1 protein-coding gene and 1 pseudogene are annotated in these 21,491 nt (G+C 70.0%); both read right to left on the bottom strand.

Features of this window, described 5'->3' with window-relative positions; translation table 11 throughout:
• Positions 1 to 10,686 (bottom strand): type I polyketide synthase, encoded by a 10,686-nt coding sequence (locus ACPCUW_RS13050; RefSeq protein WP_423424995.1) that lies wholly within the window; start codon positions 10,684 to 10,686, stop codon positions 1 to 3.
• Positions 10,683 to 21,473: pseudogene (locus ACPCUW_RS13045) on the bottom strand (type I polyketide synthase); the annotation flags it as partial. The gene ACPCUW_RS13050 and the pseudogene ACPCUW_RS13045, both read right to left, overlap by 4 nt.
• Between the last annotated feature and the right edge of the window lie 18 nt (positions 21,474 to 21,491).

Raw genomic sequence — 21,491 nt, 5'->3', positions numbered from 1 at the left:
TCAGTCCTCTGATGAGCCGTTGTAGGCCAGGTCGATCAGGTCGTCGATGTCCAGGTCGTCGATGGACTCGTCCGCGACGCTGTGATCGGTGCCGTCTGATTCATCGCGCGATGTCCGCCCGTCCTGCGCGAGTTCCATCAGCGCATCCAGCAGCCCCGCCTCCCGGAGCCGGGAGAGCGGGATCGTCCGAAGGGCCCGACGAATCTCGTCCTCCGGCAACGCTTCCGACTCGCCGGAGTCGCTCTCGGTAAGCATCTCGACGAGACGGTCGGCGAGGGCCTGGGGCGTCGGATAGTCGAATACCAGGGTCGCGGGCAGCGGCAGACCCGTGACGGTTTTCAGAACGTTGCGGAACTCCACGGCGGTGACCGAGTCGAAACCCAGCTCGTTGAACGCCTTGTCCACGTCGACGGCATGCGCGTGGTCGTGGCCCAGAATCGTTGCGACCTGGCCGCGCACGATCTCCACCAGTACCGCGAGACGCTCGGAGTCCGGGGTGTCGGCCAGCCTGGCACGCAACGACGCGGCCGCGCCCGACGCCGCGGTGCGACGCTGCGGGAGCACGTCGGTGAACAGGCGCGAAACCATTCCGGCGGCGCGCACCGCGGTCGGATCCAATCGGGCCAGGACCAGCGTCGCGGCGTCGATCCGTGTCGCGGCATCGAACAGGGCGAGACCCTGTTCCGCCGACAGCGGCAGCACACCGGAACGAGCTATCCGCTGCCGCGCGGCGGCATCGAGCTCGGCGGCCATTCCGCCCTGCGCCTCCCACAGACCCCACGCCAGGGATTGCCCGGGCCGGCCGGCGGCCCGGCGATGCACGGCCAGCGCATCCAGACACGCGTTGGCCGCCGCGTAGTTTCCCTGCCCGGCATTGCCGAAGGTGCCGGCCACGGAACCGAACAGCACGAACGCCTTCAGCGGGAGATCCCGGGTCAGGTCGTGCAGATGCAGGGCGGCATCGACCTTCGGACGCAACACCGTGTCCAACCGGTCGGGAGTGAGCGAACCGATCGCGCCGTCGTCGAGCGCACCGGCCAGATGGAAGACGCCGGTGACCGGATGCTCCGCCGGGACGGTGGACAACGCCGCGGCCAATGCCTCGCGGTCGGCGACGTCGCAGGAGATGAAGTCGACCCGAGCGCCGAGCTGTTCCACCTCGGCGCGCAATTGCGCTGCGCCGTCGGCGGATTCACCGCGACGACTCACCAGCAGCAGCCGGCGCACACCGTGCGCGGTGAGCAGGTGCCGGGCGAGCAACCCGCCGAGATAGCCGCTCGCACCGGTGATCAGGACGGTGTCGTCGGCGGCGAAGAGATCGTCCGCCGCCGGAGCCGCAGCGGGGGTGACGCGGGTCAGACGGGTGGCGTATGCCTGTCCGGCGCGGACGGCGATCTGCGGTTCGTCCACGGCCGCCAGTCCGGCCGGCACGCCGGAGTCGGTATCGAGCAGGACGATCCGGCCCGGATGTTCGGTCTGCGCGGAACGAACGAGTCCGCAGACCGCCGCGCCCGCGAGGTTCGTGATCTCCTCGCCCGCAACGGATACCGCGCCCTCGGTCCGGACCACCAGCACCGAATCGGCGAAGCGGGAGGTGGTCGTCCACTCCTGAAGGGTGTGCAGCACGGCGTGAGTCGCGGCACGGACGGCGGCGGGATCGTCACCGGCCGGGCAGTCCCACACGACGAGGCCTGGGACATCGTCAGCCGGCTCTGCCCATCGGACGGTGGTCGTCGCGATTTCGGGGATCGCTATCGGTGTCCAGCCGACCTGGAACAACGCATTCCGTCCGGCGGCCGCCCCGGTGGTGAGTTGTGCGGGATCGATCGGCCGAGACGCGAGGTGGCGCACGGACGCCACGGGCATGCCCGTCGAATCGGCGAGCTCCAGAGCCACGCCGTGCTCGCCCTGCGGAGTGAGCCGAACCCGCAGCGAGTCGGCGCCGCCCGCGTACACGGTGACGCCCGACCATTCGAACGGCAGGGCGATGCCGGTCGTGGGCACCTCCGTCGTGGCCGTCTCCGAGGCCGAGCGCACGGCGTGCAAGGCCGCGTCGAGCAGGGCCGGATGCAGCCCGAATCCGGCCGCGTCGGCGCGCACGTGTTCGGGTACCGCCACCTCGGCGTAGATGCCGTCGGGCCCGCGCCAGACCGAGGTCAATGCCTGGAATACGGGCCCGTACCGGTAGCCCTGGGCATCGAGTGCGTCGTACACACCGTCGATGTCGACAGCCCTGGCGCCCGCCGGGGGCCACGACACCAGGTCGAAATCGGGCGTCGTATCGTCCTGGGCGACAACGCCTTCGGCGTGCAATGTCCAGGACGGGGTGGAATCGACCTCGGCATCGGGACAGGAAAAGACCCGGACGGCTCGGCGTCCGGTGTCATCCGGTTCGTCGACCACCACGCGGATCGCGACCCCACCGGTTTCCGGGAGCGCCAAGGGCGCCCGCAGCACCAGCTCGTCGAGGACCGGGCAGCCGACCTGGTCGCCGGCGTGCAGCACGAGTTCGACGAACCCGGTTCCGGGAAACAGCACCGTATCCATCACCCGATGATCAGCCAGCCACGGATGGGTACGGACCGAGAGACGACCGCTGAGGGTGACGGCGCCGGAGTCGGGATGCGGCACCATCGCCGAAATCAGCGAATGCCCGGTATCGACGAATCCCAGTGCCCGAGCGCCACCGTCGGCGGCCGCGGGCGCGACGTTCGCCCAATACCGCCGATGCTGAAAAGCGTAGGTGGGCAGATCGACTCGACGGCTTCCGGTACCGGCGTAGAGACCGGCCCAGTTCACCTCGGCACCGGCGACGAACAGCGCGGCCACGCCGGCGGTCACGCTCGCGGCATCGGCCCGGCCCCGGTGAGCCAACGCCACCACGGCGGCAGCGCGGCCCGCGGGCGCGGTGCGCCCGTCCAGGGTCTGATCGACCATCGGATACAGGACGGCGTCCGGTCCGACCTCGGCGAAGCGGGACACCCCCAGATCCGCCATCGCGGTGACCGCGTCCGCGAAGCGCACCGTGTCGCGAACCTGCCCCACCCAGTACGACGGATCGCACATCTCGTCGCCGACCTGCGCACCGGTCACGGTCGACACCAGCGGGACGATAGGGCGTGTGAACGTCAAACCCACTATCGCCGAGGCGAATTCGGCGAGCATGGGTTCCATCAGTGACGAGTGGAAGGCATGGGAGACGCGCAAGCGCTTCGTCCGCCAACCGCGCTCGGCACTCGCCTCGACCACGGTGGTGACGGCGGATTCGGCACCGGATACCACCACCGAGGACGGGCCGTTCACCGCCGCGATCGAGACCTCACCGCTGAACAACGACAGCACGTCGGCCTCGGAGGCACCCACCGCGACCATCGCCCCACCCGCCGGCAACGCCTGCATCAAACGACCACGCGCCGCCACCACCACACACGCATCCTCGAGCGACAACACCCCCGCAATATGCGCAGCAGCAACCTCACCGATCGAATGACCCGCCACCACATCCGCCCGCACACCCCACGACTCCAGCAGCCTGAAGAGCGCCACCTCGAACGCGAACAAACCCGCCTGCGCGAACACCGTCCGATCGACCAACGCCTCGTCGACCAACGCATCCGACAGCGAAACCGATTGCCCGAGGCCACGTTCCAGCTTCGCGACGATCGCGTCGAAATGCCCGGCGAACACCGGAAAAACGCGCAGCTCGGCCGCCATACCGGCCCACTGCGCACCCTGCCCCGAGAACACCACACCCGTCGAACCCGGCACCACCCGACCCGACACCACACCGGGCACGGACTCACCGCGGCCCAGCGCTCGGATCCCGGCCAGCAGGCCCTCGCGCTCGGAGGACAACACCACCGCACGGTGGTCGAACGCCATCCTCGTCGCCATGGAGAAGCCGATGTCGGCCGAGTCGTATTCACGGTCGGCGAGATGAGATGCCAGCCGCCGGGCCTGGTCGGCGAGCGCCGCACCCGTGCGCGCCGATACCACCCACGGCAGCACGCCGCCGGCCGGTGCCGTCGTGGTTGCCGGTCGCGAGTCGGTCTCCGGGGCCTGTTCGAGGATGACGTGCGCGTTGGTGCCGCTGATACCGAACGAGGACACACCCGCACGACGCGGACGATCCACCTCCGGCCACGCCACCGACTCGGTCAACAACCGGATATTGCCCTCGGACCAATCGACCTTGGTACTGGGCGCATCGACGTGCAGTGTCCGCGGCAATTCCCCATGCCGCATGGCCATGACCATCTTGATCACACCACCCACACCCGCCGCGGCCTGGGCGTGGCCGATATTCGACTTCAACGATCCCAACCACAACGGACGATCCGCAGAACGATCCTGCCCATAGGTGGCAAGCAACGCCTGAGCCTCGATCGGATCACCCAACGTCGTCCCCGTGCCGTGCGCCTCGACCGCATCCACATCCGCGGGCGAAAGACCAGCATTGGCCAACGCCTGCCGAATCACCCGACGCTGCGACGGACCGTTCGGCGCGGTCAAACCATTCGACGCACCATCCTGATTCACCGCCGAACCCGCAAGCACCGCAAGAACCTCGTGACCATTGCGACGCGCATCCGACAACCGCTCCAACACCAGTACACCGACACCCTCGGACCAGCCCACACCGTCGGCCCCCTCGGCGAACGACTTGCACCGGCCGTCGGGAGACAGGCCACGCTGACGGCTGAACTCCACGAAGACATCCGGTGTCGCCATCACCGTCACGCCACCGGCCAGCGCCAGATCGCATTCACCCGACCGCAGCGACTGCGCGGCCAGATGCATCGCCACCAGCGACGACGAACACGCGGTATCCACGGTGACCGCCGGGCCCTCGAAGCCGAATGCATACGAAACCCGCCCGGACACAATGGATCCCGTATTCGCGCTGGCGGGATAGTCGTGGAACGACACCCCGGTGAAGACCCCGGTCGCACTGCCGCGCAACGCGTTCGCGTCGACGCCGGAGCGTTCCAAGGCCTCCCACGACGTCTCCAGCAGCAGCCGCTGCTGCGGATCCATCGCGGTGGCCTCGTTGGGACTGATTCCGAAGAAGTCGGCATCGAAATCTGCTGCGGTATAGAGGAATCCGCCGTTCCGGGTGTAGGTACAGCCCGCCTTTCCCGGTTCCGGATCGTAGAGGGTGTCGATATCCCAGCCTCGATCCGCCGGCAGCACCCCGGTGGTATCGCTGCCCGCCGCGACCACGTGCCACAGGTCTTCCGGTGAGGCAACCCCGCCGGGATATCGGCAACTCATCGCGACGATCGCGATCGGGTCGCCGTCGTTCCGAATGCGTTCGGGCACACCGGTATCGGCGGTCCCCACGCCGTCGAGTTCCGAACGGACGAACTGCGCGACGGCTTCGGGAGTCGGATAGTCGTAGATGAGCGTCGCCGGTAGTTTCAGACCGCTCGCGGCGTCGAGCCGGTTCCGGAACTCGACCGCACCGAGGGAATCGAAACCCAACTCCCGAAACGCTCGCCGCGGTTCGACCGCATCCGCGGACGGATGCCCGAGAACACCGGCAGCCACCGATCGAACCAGGTCGAGCACCGCTGCCGCACGATCGGAGTCCGACGAACCAGCCGGCAGCCGCAGGAATGCCGGTCCCGCCGCGGGTGTCGACTGCCGGCGTGGGGTGACCGCAACGATCGAGCGGACCAGCGCCGGAATCCCCGCACCGCGGGTGCGCAGCATCGCCGGATCGATCCGCAGCGCCACCAGTTGAGCCGTATCGGCGGCCAACGCCGAATCGAACAGCGCCACACCCTGCGATTCGGTCAGAGGCGGGAACCCCTGCCGGCGCATCCGTTCGAAATCGGCCTCGGACAAGTCGACGCCGAGCCCGCTCGACCGCGCCCACAGACCGAAATCCACCGACTTCGCGGGCAATCCCGCACGGCGGCGATGTGCCGCCAGCGCATCCAGGAACACGTTCGCCGCGGCGTAATTCGCCTGCCCGGCCGCCAGGACGAGCCCGCCCGCCGAGGAGAACAACACGAACAGCGACAGCGAACGATCGCGCGTGAGCTCGTGGAGGTGCCACGCCGCATCGACCTTCGGAGCGAAAACCGAGTCGATCCGTTCCCCGGTCATCGATTCGATCACACCGTTGTCGACCGTTCCGGCCGCGTGCACCACTCCCGTGAGGGGATGTTCGCCGGGAATGCCGTCGATCACCGCGGCCAGCGCGGCCCGATCGGATACGTCACACGCGGCGATAGTCACCTGCGCGCCGAGTTCGACCAGTTCGTCGCGCAACCGCATCGCGCCGGGGGCCACCGTTCCGCGACGTGAGATCAGAAGCAGTTGCCGCGCACCGTGGTTCGCGACGAGGTGCCGGGCGATCAACGCACCGAGCCCTCCCGTCCCACCGGTGACCAGCACCGTGCCCCGCTCCACGGTCCGAACGAGTGCGCCGGACTCACGGCGACGCAACCGCGGAACCAGCACCTCCGCGCCGCGCACCGCGACCTCGGGCTCGTCCGCAACCGCGGCGGACAACACCGCCACAGTGCTCGGGTCCCGCTCCGAATCCGCCCTGTCGAGGTCGAGCACCTGGAACCGGTCCGGGTGTTCCGCCTGTGCGGCGCGCAACAAACCCCACACCGGGGCGTGGCTCAGGCTCACCGGGTCGGACTTATCGACGGCCACGGCGAATCGGGTCACCACAACCAGACGCGACCGTTCGAAGCGAGAATCGCTCAACCAGCGTTGGAGCGTGCCGAGAACACCGGTGACGACGCGCCGGGCCGCCTCCGGCGGCGCACCCTCGAACTCGGGGCACTCCCACAGAACGATCTCCGGAACTACCGAATCCTCGGACGCGGCCAGAGTGTCGATCAGAGTCTCGAGGTCGGGATGGCCGGCCGGCGAACCTATTACCGCCACCCGTTCGGGCACAACGGTCGCCACCGAGGACCGCGCGGCGGCGACCCACTCCACATCGAACAGATTCCGATCAGCCAGGCGCGCACCCAGCTCCTCGGCCGAAATCGGCCGGGGGGCCACGGCGGCCGCCGACAACACCGGCTGCCCGCGATCGTCGGCGATCCGCACCCCGAACTCGTCGCCGTCGACGACGATCCGCACCCGCACCACCGCGGCCCCCACCGAATACCGGGTCACCCGAGTCCATGTGGCCGGCAACGCCGGGGACGCTGCGTCCGCGCCGCGGACCATCCCGGGCTGCAGCGCCGCGTAGAACAGCGCCGGATGAATGCCGAAACCCTCGGCTGCGGCCGAGTCGGGTAACGCGACCTCGGCGAACAACTCGTCTCCACGCCGCCAGGCCGCACGCACCCCCTGGAACGCCGGGCCGTATCCGTAACCGGCATCGAGCAATTCGTCGTACATACCGTCGACGTCGACAGCGGCGGCGCCCACCGGCGGCCACGACATCAGGTCGAAGCCGGCGGCCCGGCCCTCGGCGAGAACACCCTCGGCATGCAATGTCCAGGACGGATTCGCCTCGAAATCACCGTCGGGGCCGGAGAACACCCGCACCGTCCGGCCGCCCTCCTCGTCCAGGCCGCCGACCACGACCCGGAGGGCGACGCCGCCGGACTCCGGCAAAACCAGCGGTGCCCGCAACCCCAGTTCGGTCAGCGTCGAACAGCCGATCCGCATCCCGGAATGCAGCGCGAGCTCGACGAAGCCGGTGGCGGGGAACACCACCACCCCCGCAATCGTGTGGTCGGCCAGCCACGGCTGGGTCGCCACCGACAGCCGGCCCGTCAACAGCAGACCATCGGATTCGGGGACCGAGATCACCGCGCCCAGTAGCGCATGGTCGACCGCACCGAGACCGGCCGCCTCGACGTCGGCGGTGTGGGAGCCGGACGCGAGCCAGTAGCGGTGACGCTGAAAAGCGTAGGTGGGCAACGGCACTCGCGAGACCGATCGTCCGGCGAAGAACGCGGGCCAATCGACCTCGAAGCCCACCACGTGCGCGTGGGCCAGGCAGTGGACCAGCTGCTCGACCTCCGGCCGCCCCCGACGCGCGCCCGCGACGACCGACGACTGCGATTCGATATTCTCCGGCAGGCATTCGCGGACCATCGCCGTCAGGACGGCATCCGGGCCGACTTCCAGGAACCGGCGGACACCCGCTGCCACCAGGGCGTCCACGCCCGGAGCGAACCGCACGGCCGCCCGCACCTGCTCGACCCAGTACCGGGGTTCCAGTAATTCGTCGCCGACAATCCGGCCCGACACGGTGGACACCAGCGGAATCCGCGGACGGTGATAGGTCAGATCCCTTGCGACGGACTCGAATTCGGCCAGCATGGGTTCCATGCGATGCGAATGGAACGCATGGGATACCGCCAGCCGCGACGTCTTGCGCCCACGGTCGGCGAACCACCGGCCGACTGCCGAGACGGCATCGTCGTCGCCCGAAACCACGACGGAGACAGGGGAATTCACCGCCGCGATGGACACCCGGCGCCTATCGCCGGCCACCGCCGCCAGCACCTCCGACACCTCGGCTTCGCTCGCCGCGACCGCGAGCATGGCGCCGCCCCGTGGCAACCGCCCCATCAGCCGCCCGCGGGCCGCCACCAATCGGCAGGCGTCGGGCAGCGACCACACGCCGGCGAGACAGGCGGCCGCCACCTCGCCGATCGAATGTCCGATCAGCACATCGGGTGTCATGCCGTAGGAGATCAGGAGCCGGCCCAGCGCGACCTCGTACGCGAACAGCGCGGGCTGGGTGAATTCGGTCCGATCGAGCACATGGCCGTCGGCCTCGTCGAGACCGCCGCCCGACCACCGTCCGGTGAACATCAGCTCGGCGAGCGAGCCGCCCAGCAGCGGATCCAACTGCGCACAGATCTCGTCCACCGCGGCAGCGAACACCGGGAACGCCGCGTACAGTTCCCGCCCCATCCCGACCCGCTGCGCGCCCTGACCGGTGCACAGGAAGGCCGCCTTCCGGGTGGCCGCCTGCCCCGTCACCACGCCGCCCGCTGTGGTCGCCGAACCGTGTTCGGCGAGTGCTGCCAGGCCGGCGAGCATCGTCTCCCGGTCGGCGGCGACGACCGAACCCCGGTACTCCAGCTGAGCACGGGTCGTCACCAGCGACCAGCCGATGTCGCCGACTTCCAGGTCCGGCTGTTCGGTCACCCAATTCAGTAACGCGCCCGCCTGCGCCCGCAGGCCCGCCTCGGTCTTCGCCGAGATCAGCCACGGCGAGACAGCGGATCCCACGGCCCGCACACGATCGGCGCCGTCGTCCACCGGGTCGGCGGATGCCGCCTCCGGAACAGGAGCCTCCTCCAGAATCAGATGCGCGTTGGTGCCGCTGGCACCGAAGGAGGACACCGCCGCGCGACGCACCCGCCCGCCCGCCGGCCACGGTTCCGCGGTGGTGAGAAGCCGCACTCCGCCGCCCGACCAGTCCACATGCGGGGACGGAGCGTCGATGTGCAACGTCGCGGGCAGCAGGTCGTGCCGTAGCGCCTGCACCATCTTGATGACCCCGCCGACCCCGGCGGCGGCGGAGGTGTGCCCGATGTTCGACTTCAGCGAGCCGAGCCGGAGCGGGCCCGCGACGCGCTCGCGGCCGTAGGTGGCGATCAACGCCTGCGCCTCGATCGGGTCGCCGAGCGTCGTGCCGGTGCCGTGCGCTTCGACCACGTCGATGTCGGCGGGTGTCAGACCGGCGTTGGCGAGCGCATCGGTGATCACCTTCTCCTGCGACGGGCCGTTCGGCGCGGTCAGGCCGGCACTCGCGCCGTCCTGGTTGACCGCGCTGCCTCGGATGAGCGCGAGAACCTGATGACCGTTGCGACGCGCATCCGACAAGCGCTCCACGACGAGCATGCCGAGCCCTTCGGAGAATCCGGTCCCGTCCGCTCCCGCCGCGAATGCCCGGCACCGTCCGTCCGGGGACAGCGCGCGCTGCCGGCCGAAGGCGATCAGCAGGGTGGGATCCGACATCACGGTGACTCCGCCGACCAGGGCGAGCGAGGTGTCGCCCTGACGCAGTGCCTGACAGGCGAGGTGCAGCGCGACCAGCGACGACGAACACGCGGTGTCCACCGAGAGCGCGGGGCCCTTGAATCCGAAGGTGAAGGCGACCCGCCCGGACAGGACGGCGGACGAAACACCCGGGTAGGCATGGCCTTCCGACTCCGCGGTCAGGCCCGGCGAACCGACGCGGGGCCCGTAGTCCTGATGGATCACACCCGCGTACACCCCGGTGTCGCCACCGCGCAGCGCGATCGGATCGATCCCGGCGTCCTCCAGCGCCTCCCAGGCCGCTTCCAGGAACAACCGCTGCTGCGGATCCATGGCCGCGGCCTCGCGCGGGCCTATGCCGAAGAATCCCGCATCGAAATCGCCTGCGGCATCGAGGAATCCCCCTTCGCGCGTGTAGACGGTTCCCGGTGTACCGGGGTCGGGGTCGAACAGACGCTCGAGGTCCCAGCCACGATCGGCCGGGAACGGACCGACGGCGTCGGTGCCGGCGGCGACCAGCTCCCACAACCGCGCCGGAGTGTCGGCACCACCCGGATATCGGCAACTCATCCCGACGATCGCGATCGGTTCGCCGGCCCGGTCTTCCAGGTGCTGAATATGTTTCCGGGCGGCGCGCAGGTCCGCGGTGACCTTTCGCAGATACCGGCTGAGCCGTGCCTCGTTGCTGGTCTCGGGGTTGCTCATGCCGGGCCGAACTCCTTGTCGATCAAATCCAAGAGCTCACTGTCGGAGGTAAATTCGAGGTCGTCGTACTCGTGCGCGGTCGCCTCGGCACCGAGGAAGGTACGCAGGCGCTCGTCGACCCCGCGCAATCCGGCGCGGATCTCGTCGTTGCCGGCGCCGGCGGCGATGATCCGCTCGAGCAGTGCCTCGAGCCGGGCAATATCGTCCGACGCCGCGGGCGTCACCGGGGCAGGCGCGACCGTCGCGATCTGTGCCAGCACGTAGTCGGCGACCTCGCGCGCGGTCGGATAGTCGAACACCAGGGTCGAGGGCAGCGACAGTCCGGTCGTCTTCGACAGCCGGTTCCGGAACTCCACACCGCCGAGGGAATCGAAGCCGAGTGCGTCGAACCCGCGATCGGGCCCCACGTCGTCGGGCGAGTCGTAGCCCAGCACCGCGGCCACCTGTTCGCGCACCACGTCCAGGACGACGCCGGGGCGCTTCGCCTCGGCTACGCCGTGCAGCCGCTCCTCCAGTGGCGGTTCGGCGGCGACCGCGGTGACCGAACGGTCGCGGGCGCGCACGAATCCGCGCAATACCGGCGGTACCAGGCCGTCGTACGCCTCCGACCGCAACTTCCCGGTATCCAGATGCATCAGCACCGAGAACGATTCGGCCGCGGCGAGGGCTTCGTCGAACAACCGCAGGCCCTCGGTGCGGTCCAGGGGCGCCAGACCCAGGCGCTCCAATCGACCGAGAGCGGCGCGATCCAGCCCACCCGTCATACCGATGTCCGGCTGCCACGGACCCCAGGCGAGTGCGTCGGCCGGTAGCCCTTCGGCGCGGCGTCGCGCGGCGAGCGCGTCCAGGAAGGCGTTCGCGGCGGCGTAATTCGCCTGCCCCGCCGACCCGATGATCCCGGAGATCGAGGAGAACATCACGAACGCCTCGAGATTCATCCCCCGGGTGAGCTCGTGCAGGTACTCGGCGGCGGCCGCCTTGGGCGCGAACACCCGATCCACCTGTGCACCGGTGAGCGTGTGGACAGTGCCATCGTCGAGGACGCCCGCCGCGTGCACGATCCCGGTGAGCGGATGCTGGGCGGGAATGCCGGCCAGCACCTCCCGCAGCGCGTCGCGGTCGGTGACATCGCAGGCGGCGATCCGCACGTCGGCACCGAGACGCGCCAGATCGTCGGCGAGTTCGATTGCGCCGGGGGCACGTTCGCCGCGGCGCGATACCAGCAGCAGTCGTCGCACGTCGTGCGCGGTGACCAGATGTCGTGCCAGCAACGCGCCCAGCCCCCCGGTGCCGCCGGTGATCAGGACGGTTCCGGAGCCGAACGAAACCGGCTCGGCCGCAACGGACGTCACCGGCTCGAGGCGCGGCGTCAGGAGGCGGCCGGCGCGCAGCGCCATCTGGGGTTCGCCGGTCGCGATCGCGGCGGCGATCCGCTCGGCCGAGATGTGGTCCGTGCCCTCGGCGGCGTCGAGGAGGACGAACCGTTCCGGATATTCGGTCTGGGTGCTGCGGATCAGTCCCGCGATCGCCGCCGATCCGGTATCCGGAGCTTCGCCGGGCAGCGCCGCCCCACGGTCGGTCAGCACCACCAGCCGCGACCGCGCGAAGCGAGCCTCCGCCAGCCAGTCGTGCACCGTGCGCAGGGCCGTTTTCACGCGGTCGTTCGCCGACAACGGCGAATCACTCTGCGCCCCCGAGAATTCGGGCCACACGACGACATCCGGGACGGCCGGCGCCGATGCGAGGGCGGCGAGATCCGGATACCGCTCCTCGATTCCGCGCACCCGCGCGGTCCCGAGCAGGGCGATACGGCCCGGAAGCGGTTCGCCGGGCTCGACGACCGTCCAGCCCAACCCGTACCGGCTCGCAGGCGCACCCGGCAGCGTGGCGCGCAACTGCGAGGCATCGTAGGAACGCATCACCACCTCGTCGACGGAGAACACCGGATTTCCGTCCTGATCGACGGCCACGACGCTGGTCGTCTCGCTGCCGCGCCGGACGGCCATCACCCGCAGGGTGGTCACCCGTGCGGTGGTGTGGAATCGCGTTGCGCCCCAGCGGAACAGGAGCTTGCCCTCGCTACGGTCGCCAGGGTCGTCGGACCAGATCAAACAGACGAGTCCGGCATGGAGCGCCATATCGAACAGGGCCGGATGCAACTGGAACCGATCGGGCGAGACCTCGCGGTTCAAGGTGACCTCGGAGAAGATCGTGTCGCCCCGACGCCATGCGGCGTCGATGCCGATGAACGAGCTCCCGTATTCCAGGCCGGCGACCCGGGCGACCTGGGCCGGGATCCATGCGGGATCGACCGGTTCGGCGTCGGCCGGCGGCCACGCCTCGGCGCGCAGGATGTCGGTGAGTTCGGGGCCGGCCGGTTGCTCGCCGCTCAGCACACCACTGGCGTTGCGCGCCCATTCCAAGTCCCGAGCGGGCAGCCGGTAGTGGAGGGTGAACGGTCGCCGGCCCGTCGGATCCGGTTCCCGCACCAGCACTTGCAGCTCGACATCGCCCTGCGCCGGCGGGAGGATCGGCGCCTCGAGCGTGAGCTCGTCCACGGCGCCGCATCCGATCCGCCGACCGGCGACCACCAGCATCTCCATCAGCGCGGCGCTCGGGACGAGCACCACTCCGTAGCTGGTGTGGTCGGCGATCCAGGGCTGGGTGCGCAGCGACAGCCGCCCGGTGAACAGCCACTCGTCGCGATCGCCCACGCGCACCACGTCGGTGAGCAGCGGATGCTCCGAAGTATTCCGGGCGTCCCCGGCGGCGGGGTCGAGCCAGTACCGGCGATGTTCGAAGGCGTAGGTGGGCAGAGCGACCCGGGTATTGCGGCGGTCGGCGAACAGCCGAGTCCAGTCGACCGGCAGTCCGGCGGTATGCGCTCGGCCGAGCAGTGTCAGGAACTGCTCGACCTCGTCGTGCTCCCGGCGAGCCGCCGCGGCGATCGCGGAGCGCTCCTCGATCTCCGCGGGAAGGGTCTGCTGCGTCATCGCCGCCAGCACCGCGTCGGGCCCGACTTCCAGGAAGCGGCGCACGCCCGCCGCCACCAGAGTCTCGACACCCGGCGCGAAACGCACCGCGGCACGCACCTGCGACACCCAGTACCCCGGATCCGAGATCTCCTCGCCGGCAATGCGGCCCGAAACGTTCGACACCAGCGGAATGCGGGGGTCGCCGAAGGACACACCGGCCGCCGCCTGCTCGAATTCGGCCAGCATCGGCTCCATCCGCGCGGAATGGAACGCGTGCGAGACCCGCAATCGGCTCGTCCGGCGGCCCCGCTCGGTGAACTGCCGCTCGACTTCGCCGACGGCGTCTTCGTCACCCGAGACCACCACGGCCGCCGCCGCGTTCACCGCCGCGATGGCCACTCGATCACCGAATTCGACGGTTGCCGAATCGACTTCGGCTTCCGATGCGGCGATCGCGAGCATCGCGCCGCCCTCGGGCAGCTCTGCCATCAACCGCCCGCGCGCTGCGACCAGTGCGCAGGCATCGTCGAGCGACCACACGCCGGCCACATACGCCGCGGCCAACTCGCCGATCGAATGGCCGATCACCAGGTCGGGGCTCAGACCGAACGACTCCATGAGCCGGCACATCGCCACTTCGAAGGCGAACAGGGCGGGCTGGGTCAACCGGGTCCGATCCAGCATCCCGGTCTCCGCGGCGGCCGCGTCACTTCCGCGCCCGGTGAACATCGCCTGCCGCAACGAACATCCCACCAGGGGATCGAACCGGGCGCACACCTCGTCCAGCGCTCGGGAGAATACCGGGAACGCCGCTGCCAGCTCCGCGCCCATTCCGACGCGTTGCGCACCCTGGCCGGTGAACAGGAAGGCCGTCCTGCCCGTGCACACCGTGCCGGAAATCACTGCGGGCGAGGATGTTCCGGACGCGAGCGCCGCGAGTCGCGCCGACATCTGCTCACGATCACCACCGAGCACCACCGCCCGGCACTCGTGCTGCGTGCGCGCGGTCGCCAGGGAATACGCCACATCCGCCGGATCGGCATCCGGATGGTCGAGCAGCCAGTTCCGCAGCTTGGCCGCCTGCGCCCGCAGGGCGGTCTCGTTCTTGGCCGAGACCAGCCACGGCATCGGCGGTCGGTGGTCGGCGGCGGCCGGCGCCGAGACGCCCGACGGGGTGGCGGGCGCCTCCTCGAGGATCGCGTGCGCGTTGGTGCCGCTGACACCGAACGACGACACACCGGCCCGGCGCACCTTCTCCCCCGCGGGCCACGGTTCCGGCCGGGTCAGCAGCCGCACCTCGCCCGCGGACCAATCCACATGCGGGGACGGCAATTCCGCGTGCAGGGTGCGGGGCAGGGTTTCGTGCCGCAGCGCCTGCACCATCTTGATCACGCCACCGACACCGGCCGCGGCGACGGTGTGGCCGATATTCGATTTGATCGAGCCGATCCGCAACGGCTCCCGGTCCCCGCGGTCCTGCCCGTACGCGGCGATCAACGCGTTGGCCTCGATCGGATCACCGAGCGGGGTGCCGGTCCCGTGCGCCTCCACCGCGTCCACGTCGGCGGGTGCGAGCCCGGCATTGGCGAGTGCCTGCGCGATCACTCGTTCTTGCGACGGACCGTTCGGCGCGGTCAATCCGTTGCTCGCACCGTCCTGGTTCACCGCCGTCCCGCGCACGAGCGCGAGCACGTCGTGCCCCCGGCGCCGGGCATCGGAGAGCCGCTCGAGCACCAGCACACCGACACCCTCGGCGAAGGCGACGCCGTCGGCTTCCGCGGAGAAGGCCTTGCACCGGCCGTCGGGCGAAAGACCGCGCTGCCGCGCGAAATCCACGTACAGATAGGGGCTGGCCGCGACGGTGACACCACCGGCCAGCACCAGCGAGCTGTCACCCTGGCGCAGCGCTTGGCAGGCCAGATGCAGCGACACCAGCGACGACGAGCACGCGGTGTCCACGGTCACCGCCGGCCCCTCCAGCCCGAGCACGTAGGCCACCCGCCCGGATATCACGCTGCTGGTGTTACCGGTGAGCCGATAGCCCTCGAGTTCGCCCTCGACGCGGTCGACATAGCCCGAGGCGCCGGCGCCGGTGAACACTCCGGTATCGCTGCCGCGCAGGGATACCGGGTCGATACCCGCCTGCTCCAACGCCTCCCACGACACTTCCAGCAGCAATCGCTGCTGCGGATCCATCGCGACGGCTTCGCGGGGGCTGATCCCGAAGAATCCCGGATCGAAATCCGCTGCGTCATAGAGAAATCCACCGCGGGTGGTGTAGACGGTACCGGGTTTGTCCGGGTCCCGGTCGAACAGTCGCTCGAGCTCCCAGCCGCGATCCGACGGGAACTCGCCGGTCGCATCGGTTCCGGAGGCGACGAGGTCCCACAGGTGGTCCGGTGACTCCACACCGCCCGGGAAGCGGCACGCCATCCCCACGATCGCGATCGGTTCGTCGGTCCGCACCCGGCGCACGGGCTCGACGGCGGCTCCGCCGGCCGCGACCGGCGCGATGCGGGAGTGCACGAGTTTCGCCACCGCCGACGGGGTCGGGTGGTCGAACACGAGAGTCGATACCAGCTGCACGCCGGTGGCCTCGGCCAGGCGGTTGCGGAACTCCACCGCGGCGAGGGAATCGAAACCGATCTCGTCGAAGGGCTGGTCGGGCCCGATATCGTTGCCCGAGTCGTGCCCCAGCACGGCGGCCACCTGCTCGCGCACCACCTCCAGCACGACATCACGGCGTTGTGCCTCCGGCACCCCGGCCAACCTCGCGCCCAGCGACAACGCGGCCGATTCGGTGCGCGCCGGTCGCGCCGAGCGGGGCAGGAATCCACGCAGTACGGCGGGAACCGCGACGGCGTCGGATGCGCGCCGCAGGACGGTCGCGTCGAATCGCAGGGGTATCGGTCGAACGTGCGCGAGGGCCGCATCGAACAGGCGCAGACCGTCGGCGTCGGCGAGCTGCCCCAGGCCCAGGCGCGCCCAGCGGCGCAGCGCAGCATCGTCCACCGCGCCGGTCATTCCGCTGCCCTGATGCCAGGGCCCCCACGCCACCGAGGTCGCGGCCATCCCCGCCGCTCGCCGCGATTGGGCGAGGGCGTCCAGAAATCCGTTCGCCGCCGCGTAATTGCCCTGCCCCGGAGATCCGAGCACTGCGGCGACGGAGGAGAACAGCACGAACGCCGACACATCGCGGTCGCGGGTCAACTCGTGCAGATGCCATGCCCCGTCGACCTTCGGCGCCAGCACCCGATCCACCTGCTCGGGGGTCGACGACTCGACGGTGCCGTCGTCGAGCACCCCGGCGGCATGCACGATCGCGATCGGCCCGCCGGCGGGATCCAGGGTGTCCACCAGCTGTGCCACCGCCTCGCGATCCGCGATGTCGCAGGCGATCACCCGGACGTCGGCTCCGGCCCGCATCAGCTCGGCGGCCAGGACGTCGGCACCGGGGGCCGCAGGTCCGCGGCGCGAGGTCAGCACCAGCCTGCGCACACCGTGTTCGGCGACCAGATGGCGGGCGAACAGGGCGCCCAAGCCACCGGTGCCACCGGTGATCACCACCGTCGCATCCCACGGCGACACCGCGACACCGGTCTCGTCCGCTGCCGAGGCGCGCGTCAACCGCGGAACCAGCAGCTGCCTACCGCGCACGGCGACCTGCGGTTCACCCGATCGCACCACCTCCGCGATCAGATCACCGTCCACCGCCACGGCAGGGTCGGTGTCGAGTAGAACGAACCGCCCCGGATTCTCCGACTGCGCACTGCGCACCAGTCCCGACAGCGCGGCGGCGGCCGGATCCGGTTGCGCCTCGGGCGATCCGGCACCGCCCGCCGTCACCACGACCAGCCGGGCGTCGGAGAGAGATCGCTGCGCGAGCCAGGACTTCAGTACCGTCAGCGTGCCCTGCACGTGCGCCCGCACCGCCGCCGCGACATCGGTAGCGTCGGCGCTGGCCTGCGCTGCGGCCCGCCACACTACTACATCCGGAACCCGTTCGGCCGCAATGACTTCGGCGACGGAACCGTAGCAGGCGCCGATCCCCGGTAGCGGCGCGCTCCCGAGTACCGCCATCGACGGGGCCTGCGACGCGGCCGGGCTCGCCGGCGCGGACTCCCACCGCACCTCGTAGAGGCCGACGTCGTCGCGCGCCAGGATCCGCCGGAACTCGCCGAGGTCGTACGGGCGCATCACCACCGCGTCGACCGAGACGATCGGGTCGCCGTTCGGATCGACCGCCGCGACGGAGATGGTTTCGGTCCCGCTCGCGATCGCGACGACCCGCAGCGAGGTCACCTCGGCCCGGCGTTCACCCGCCTGCCGGTGGAATCGCGCACCGCCCCACCGGAACAACAACCGGCCCGTATCGGGAGGGAAATCCGCGTCCCGCCACATCAGCCGCGAAAAGCCCGCGTGGAGCACCAGATCCAGCAGGGCCGGATGCAGATCGTGGCGAGCGGCCTCCGGTGCGGCGGCGGTATCGAGGACGACCTCGGAGAAGACCGCGTCGCCGCGCTGCCATGCGGCGCGCACCCCGATGAACGCCGGACCGTATTCGAGCCCGGCATCCCGGTAGATCCGCTCGGCCAGTCCCGCGGTATCGACCCGTTCCGCGTCGGCCGGCGGCCACGGCTCCGCCCGCAACCGCGCCGACAACTCCGAGTCATGGTCCCCTTGCGCCGCCAGTGCGCCGGTCGCGTTGTGTACCCAGTCGTCGTCCGCCGAGGTCCGGAAATAGAACTCGAACCGGCGACGCCCGGCCTGGTCGGTCGCTTGCACCAGGACCTGCAGCTCGATCTCGTCGTCCGCGGTCGGCAGAATCGGCGCCTGCAGGGTGAGGTCGTCGACCACCCCGCAGCCGATCCGGCCGCCCGCGACGAGCAGGAACTCGATCAAGGCCGCGCTCGGCACGACCACGACACCGTAGGTCGTGTGGTCGGCGATCCACGGATGAGTGCGCAACGACAACCGGCCGGTGAACAGCCACTCGTCGCTGCCCGCCAGCCCGACCACGCCGGTCAGAATCGGATGATCCGACGCCGGCGACACCTCGCCGGCGGGCTGCAGCCAGTACCGCCGGTGCTGAAACGCATAGGTGGGCAACGGAACTCGCCGCACGTTCCGGCCCGCGAACCACGGGGCCCAATCCACTGCCGCACCCGCCACCTGAAGCTCAGCCAACGCCGTGGCGAACCGCACCACCTCGTCGACCGAGCGCCGCGCTGTCGCCACCACCGAAGCGGCCGGCTCGACCTCCGGAAGTTCGGCCAGACATTCGCGAGTCATCGCCGCCAGCACCGCATTCGGGCCGACCTCGACAAAACGGCGCACTCCCGCCGCCACCAGCGCCGCGACTCCCGGCGCGAACCGCACACAGCCGCGTACCTGGCGCACCCAGTACTCCGGTTGTGTCACCGCGTTTCCGGCGACATCGCCCAATTCGTTCGACACCACCGGCAGGTTCGGCGGGCGGTACGTGACGCTCTCGGCGACGGACCGGAACTCGGCCAGCATCGGATCCATCCGCGCCGAATGGAAGGCCTGCGTGACCCGCAACCGGTTGGTCTCGACACCGAGAGCGCCGAGTCGCCGCTCGATCTCCGCGATGGCGTCGACATCTCCGGACAGCACCGTCGAGGACGGGCCGTTCACCGCCGCGACCTCCACCGCGCCGCCGGAATCGGCGGCGATCTCGACCGCCCGCGCCTCCTCGACCGCCACGGCGAGCATCGCGCCGCCCGCGGGGAGCGCACCCATCAACCGGCCACGCGCGGCCACCAGGGCGCACGCGTCCGAGAGTGACCACACCCCGGCCACATATGCGGCCGCCAACTCTCCGATCGAATGCCCGATCACCACGTCCGGTGTCACACCGAAGGATTCGACCAGCCGGAACAGCGCCACTTCGAACGCGAACAGCGCGGGCTGCGTGAACTCCGTCCGATCCAGCACCGCATCCGGACCGGCGAACATCACCTCCCGCAGCGAACGGCCGAGCAGCGGATCGAACTCCGCGCACAACTCGTCCAGCGCCGCCGCGAACACCGGAAACGCCCGGTACAAACCGGCGCCCATACCGGCTCGCTGGGCACCCTGCCCGGTGAACAGGAAGGCGGTCTGTCCCGCAAGCACTTTCGACTCGATCGTGTTCGGCGCACCCGTCGCCAGATCGGCCAGGCTCGCGAGCAGTTCGTCGCGGCCGCGGCCGAGGACCACACCGCGGTGATCCAACAGCGCCCGCGAGGTCGTCAGCGAATGGGCGACGTCCCACGGATCGGCGTCGGGATCGCCGAGCAGCCACTGCCGCAAGCGATCCGCCTGTGCCCGCAGCGCGGCGCGGGACTTGGCCGAGATCACCAGCGGGACCACATCGGATGCGATGGGATCGAGATCCGGCACATCCGCACTCGCCGGGTCCGCGACCGGCTCGGCGGGCGCTTCCTCCACGATCAGATGGGCATTGGTACCACTGGCCCCGAACGAGGAGACCCCCGCCCGGCGCACCCGCTCCCCCGCCGGCCACGGTTCGCCGCTGCGCAGCAGTCGTACCGTTCCCGCCGACCAATCCACGTGCGGCGACGGCGCATCCACATGCAATGTCTGCGGCAACATCTCGTGCCGCATCGCCTGCACCATCTTGATCACGCCGGCCACCCCCGCGGCGGCCTGCGTGTGCCCGATATTCGACTTCAGCGAGCCCAAACGCAGCGGTCCGTGTGCGCGCCCCTTCCCGTAGACGCCGATCAGTGCGGTCGCCTCGATCGGATCGCCCAGCTTGGTGCCGGTGCCGTGCGCCTCCACCACGTCGACATCCGAGGCGCCCAGACCCGCGTTCGCCAACGCCTGCGCGACGACTCGTTCCTGGGACAGTCCGTTCGGAGCGGTCAGGCCGTTGCTCGCGCCGTCCTGATTCACCGCGCTCCCACGCACCACCGCCAGCACGGTGCGGCCGAGCCGGCGGGCCTCGGACAGCCGCTCCAGCACCAGCATGCCGACGCCTTCGGAAAAGCCGGTGCCGTCGGCGGCCGCCGCGAACGCCTTGCAGCGGGCATCGGGGGAAAGCCCGCGCTGGCGCGCGAACGAGATCAGCAGGGACGGATCGGACATCACCGTGACGCCACCGGCCAGCGCGAGGGTGGCGTCCCCGTTGCGCAACGCCTGACATGCGAGGTGAATGGCCACGAGGGACGACGAGCACGCGGTGTCGACGGAAATCGCCGGGCCCTTGAAGCCCAAGGTGTAGGCGATCCGGCCGGACAGCACGCTGTTGGCGACGCCGAAGTAGGCGTGGCCTTCGGTTTCACCGGTGGTCGCCGACGTGCCGATGCGCGGACCGTAGTTCTGGTGGATGACACCGGCGAAGACGCCGGTTCCGCTGCCGCGCAACGACATCGGATCGATGCCGGCGTGCTCCAGGGCCTCCCAGGACACCTCGAGCATTAGACGCTGCTGCGGATCCATCGCCGCGGCCTCACGGGGGCTGATTCCGAAGAAGGCCGCATCGAAGTCACCGACGGCATCGAGATATCCGCCTTCGCGGGTGTACACCGTGCCCGGCACATCCGGATCCGGATCGTAGAGCCGCTGCAGATTCCAGCCGCGGTCGGTGGGGAAGCCGCCGACCGCGTCCACACCGTCGGCGGTCAGGCGCCACAGGTCCTCGGGCGAGCGCACACCGCCGGGATACCGGCAGGACATGCCGACGATGGCAATGGGTTCGGTCGACCGGTCGGTGAGCTCGCGGAGTTGTTGTTTGGTCTCGTACAGCTCTTTCGCGGTCTTCTTGAGGTATTGCCGCAGCTCGTCGTTGTCGGCCATCGGTTG

Origin of the sequence: Nocardia sp. AB354 (assembly GCF_049538315.1) — a bacterium.
Classification (GTDB): domain Bacteria; phylum Actinomycetota; class Actinomycetes; order Mycobacteriales; family Mycobacteriaceae; genus Nocardia; species Nocardia nova.
Note: the sequence above shows the minus strand (reverse complement) of the source record. Positions and strands in the feature narration are given on the sequence as shown.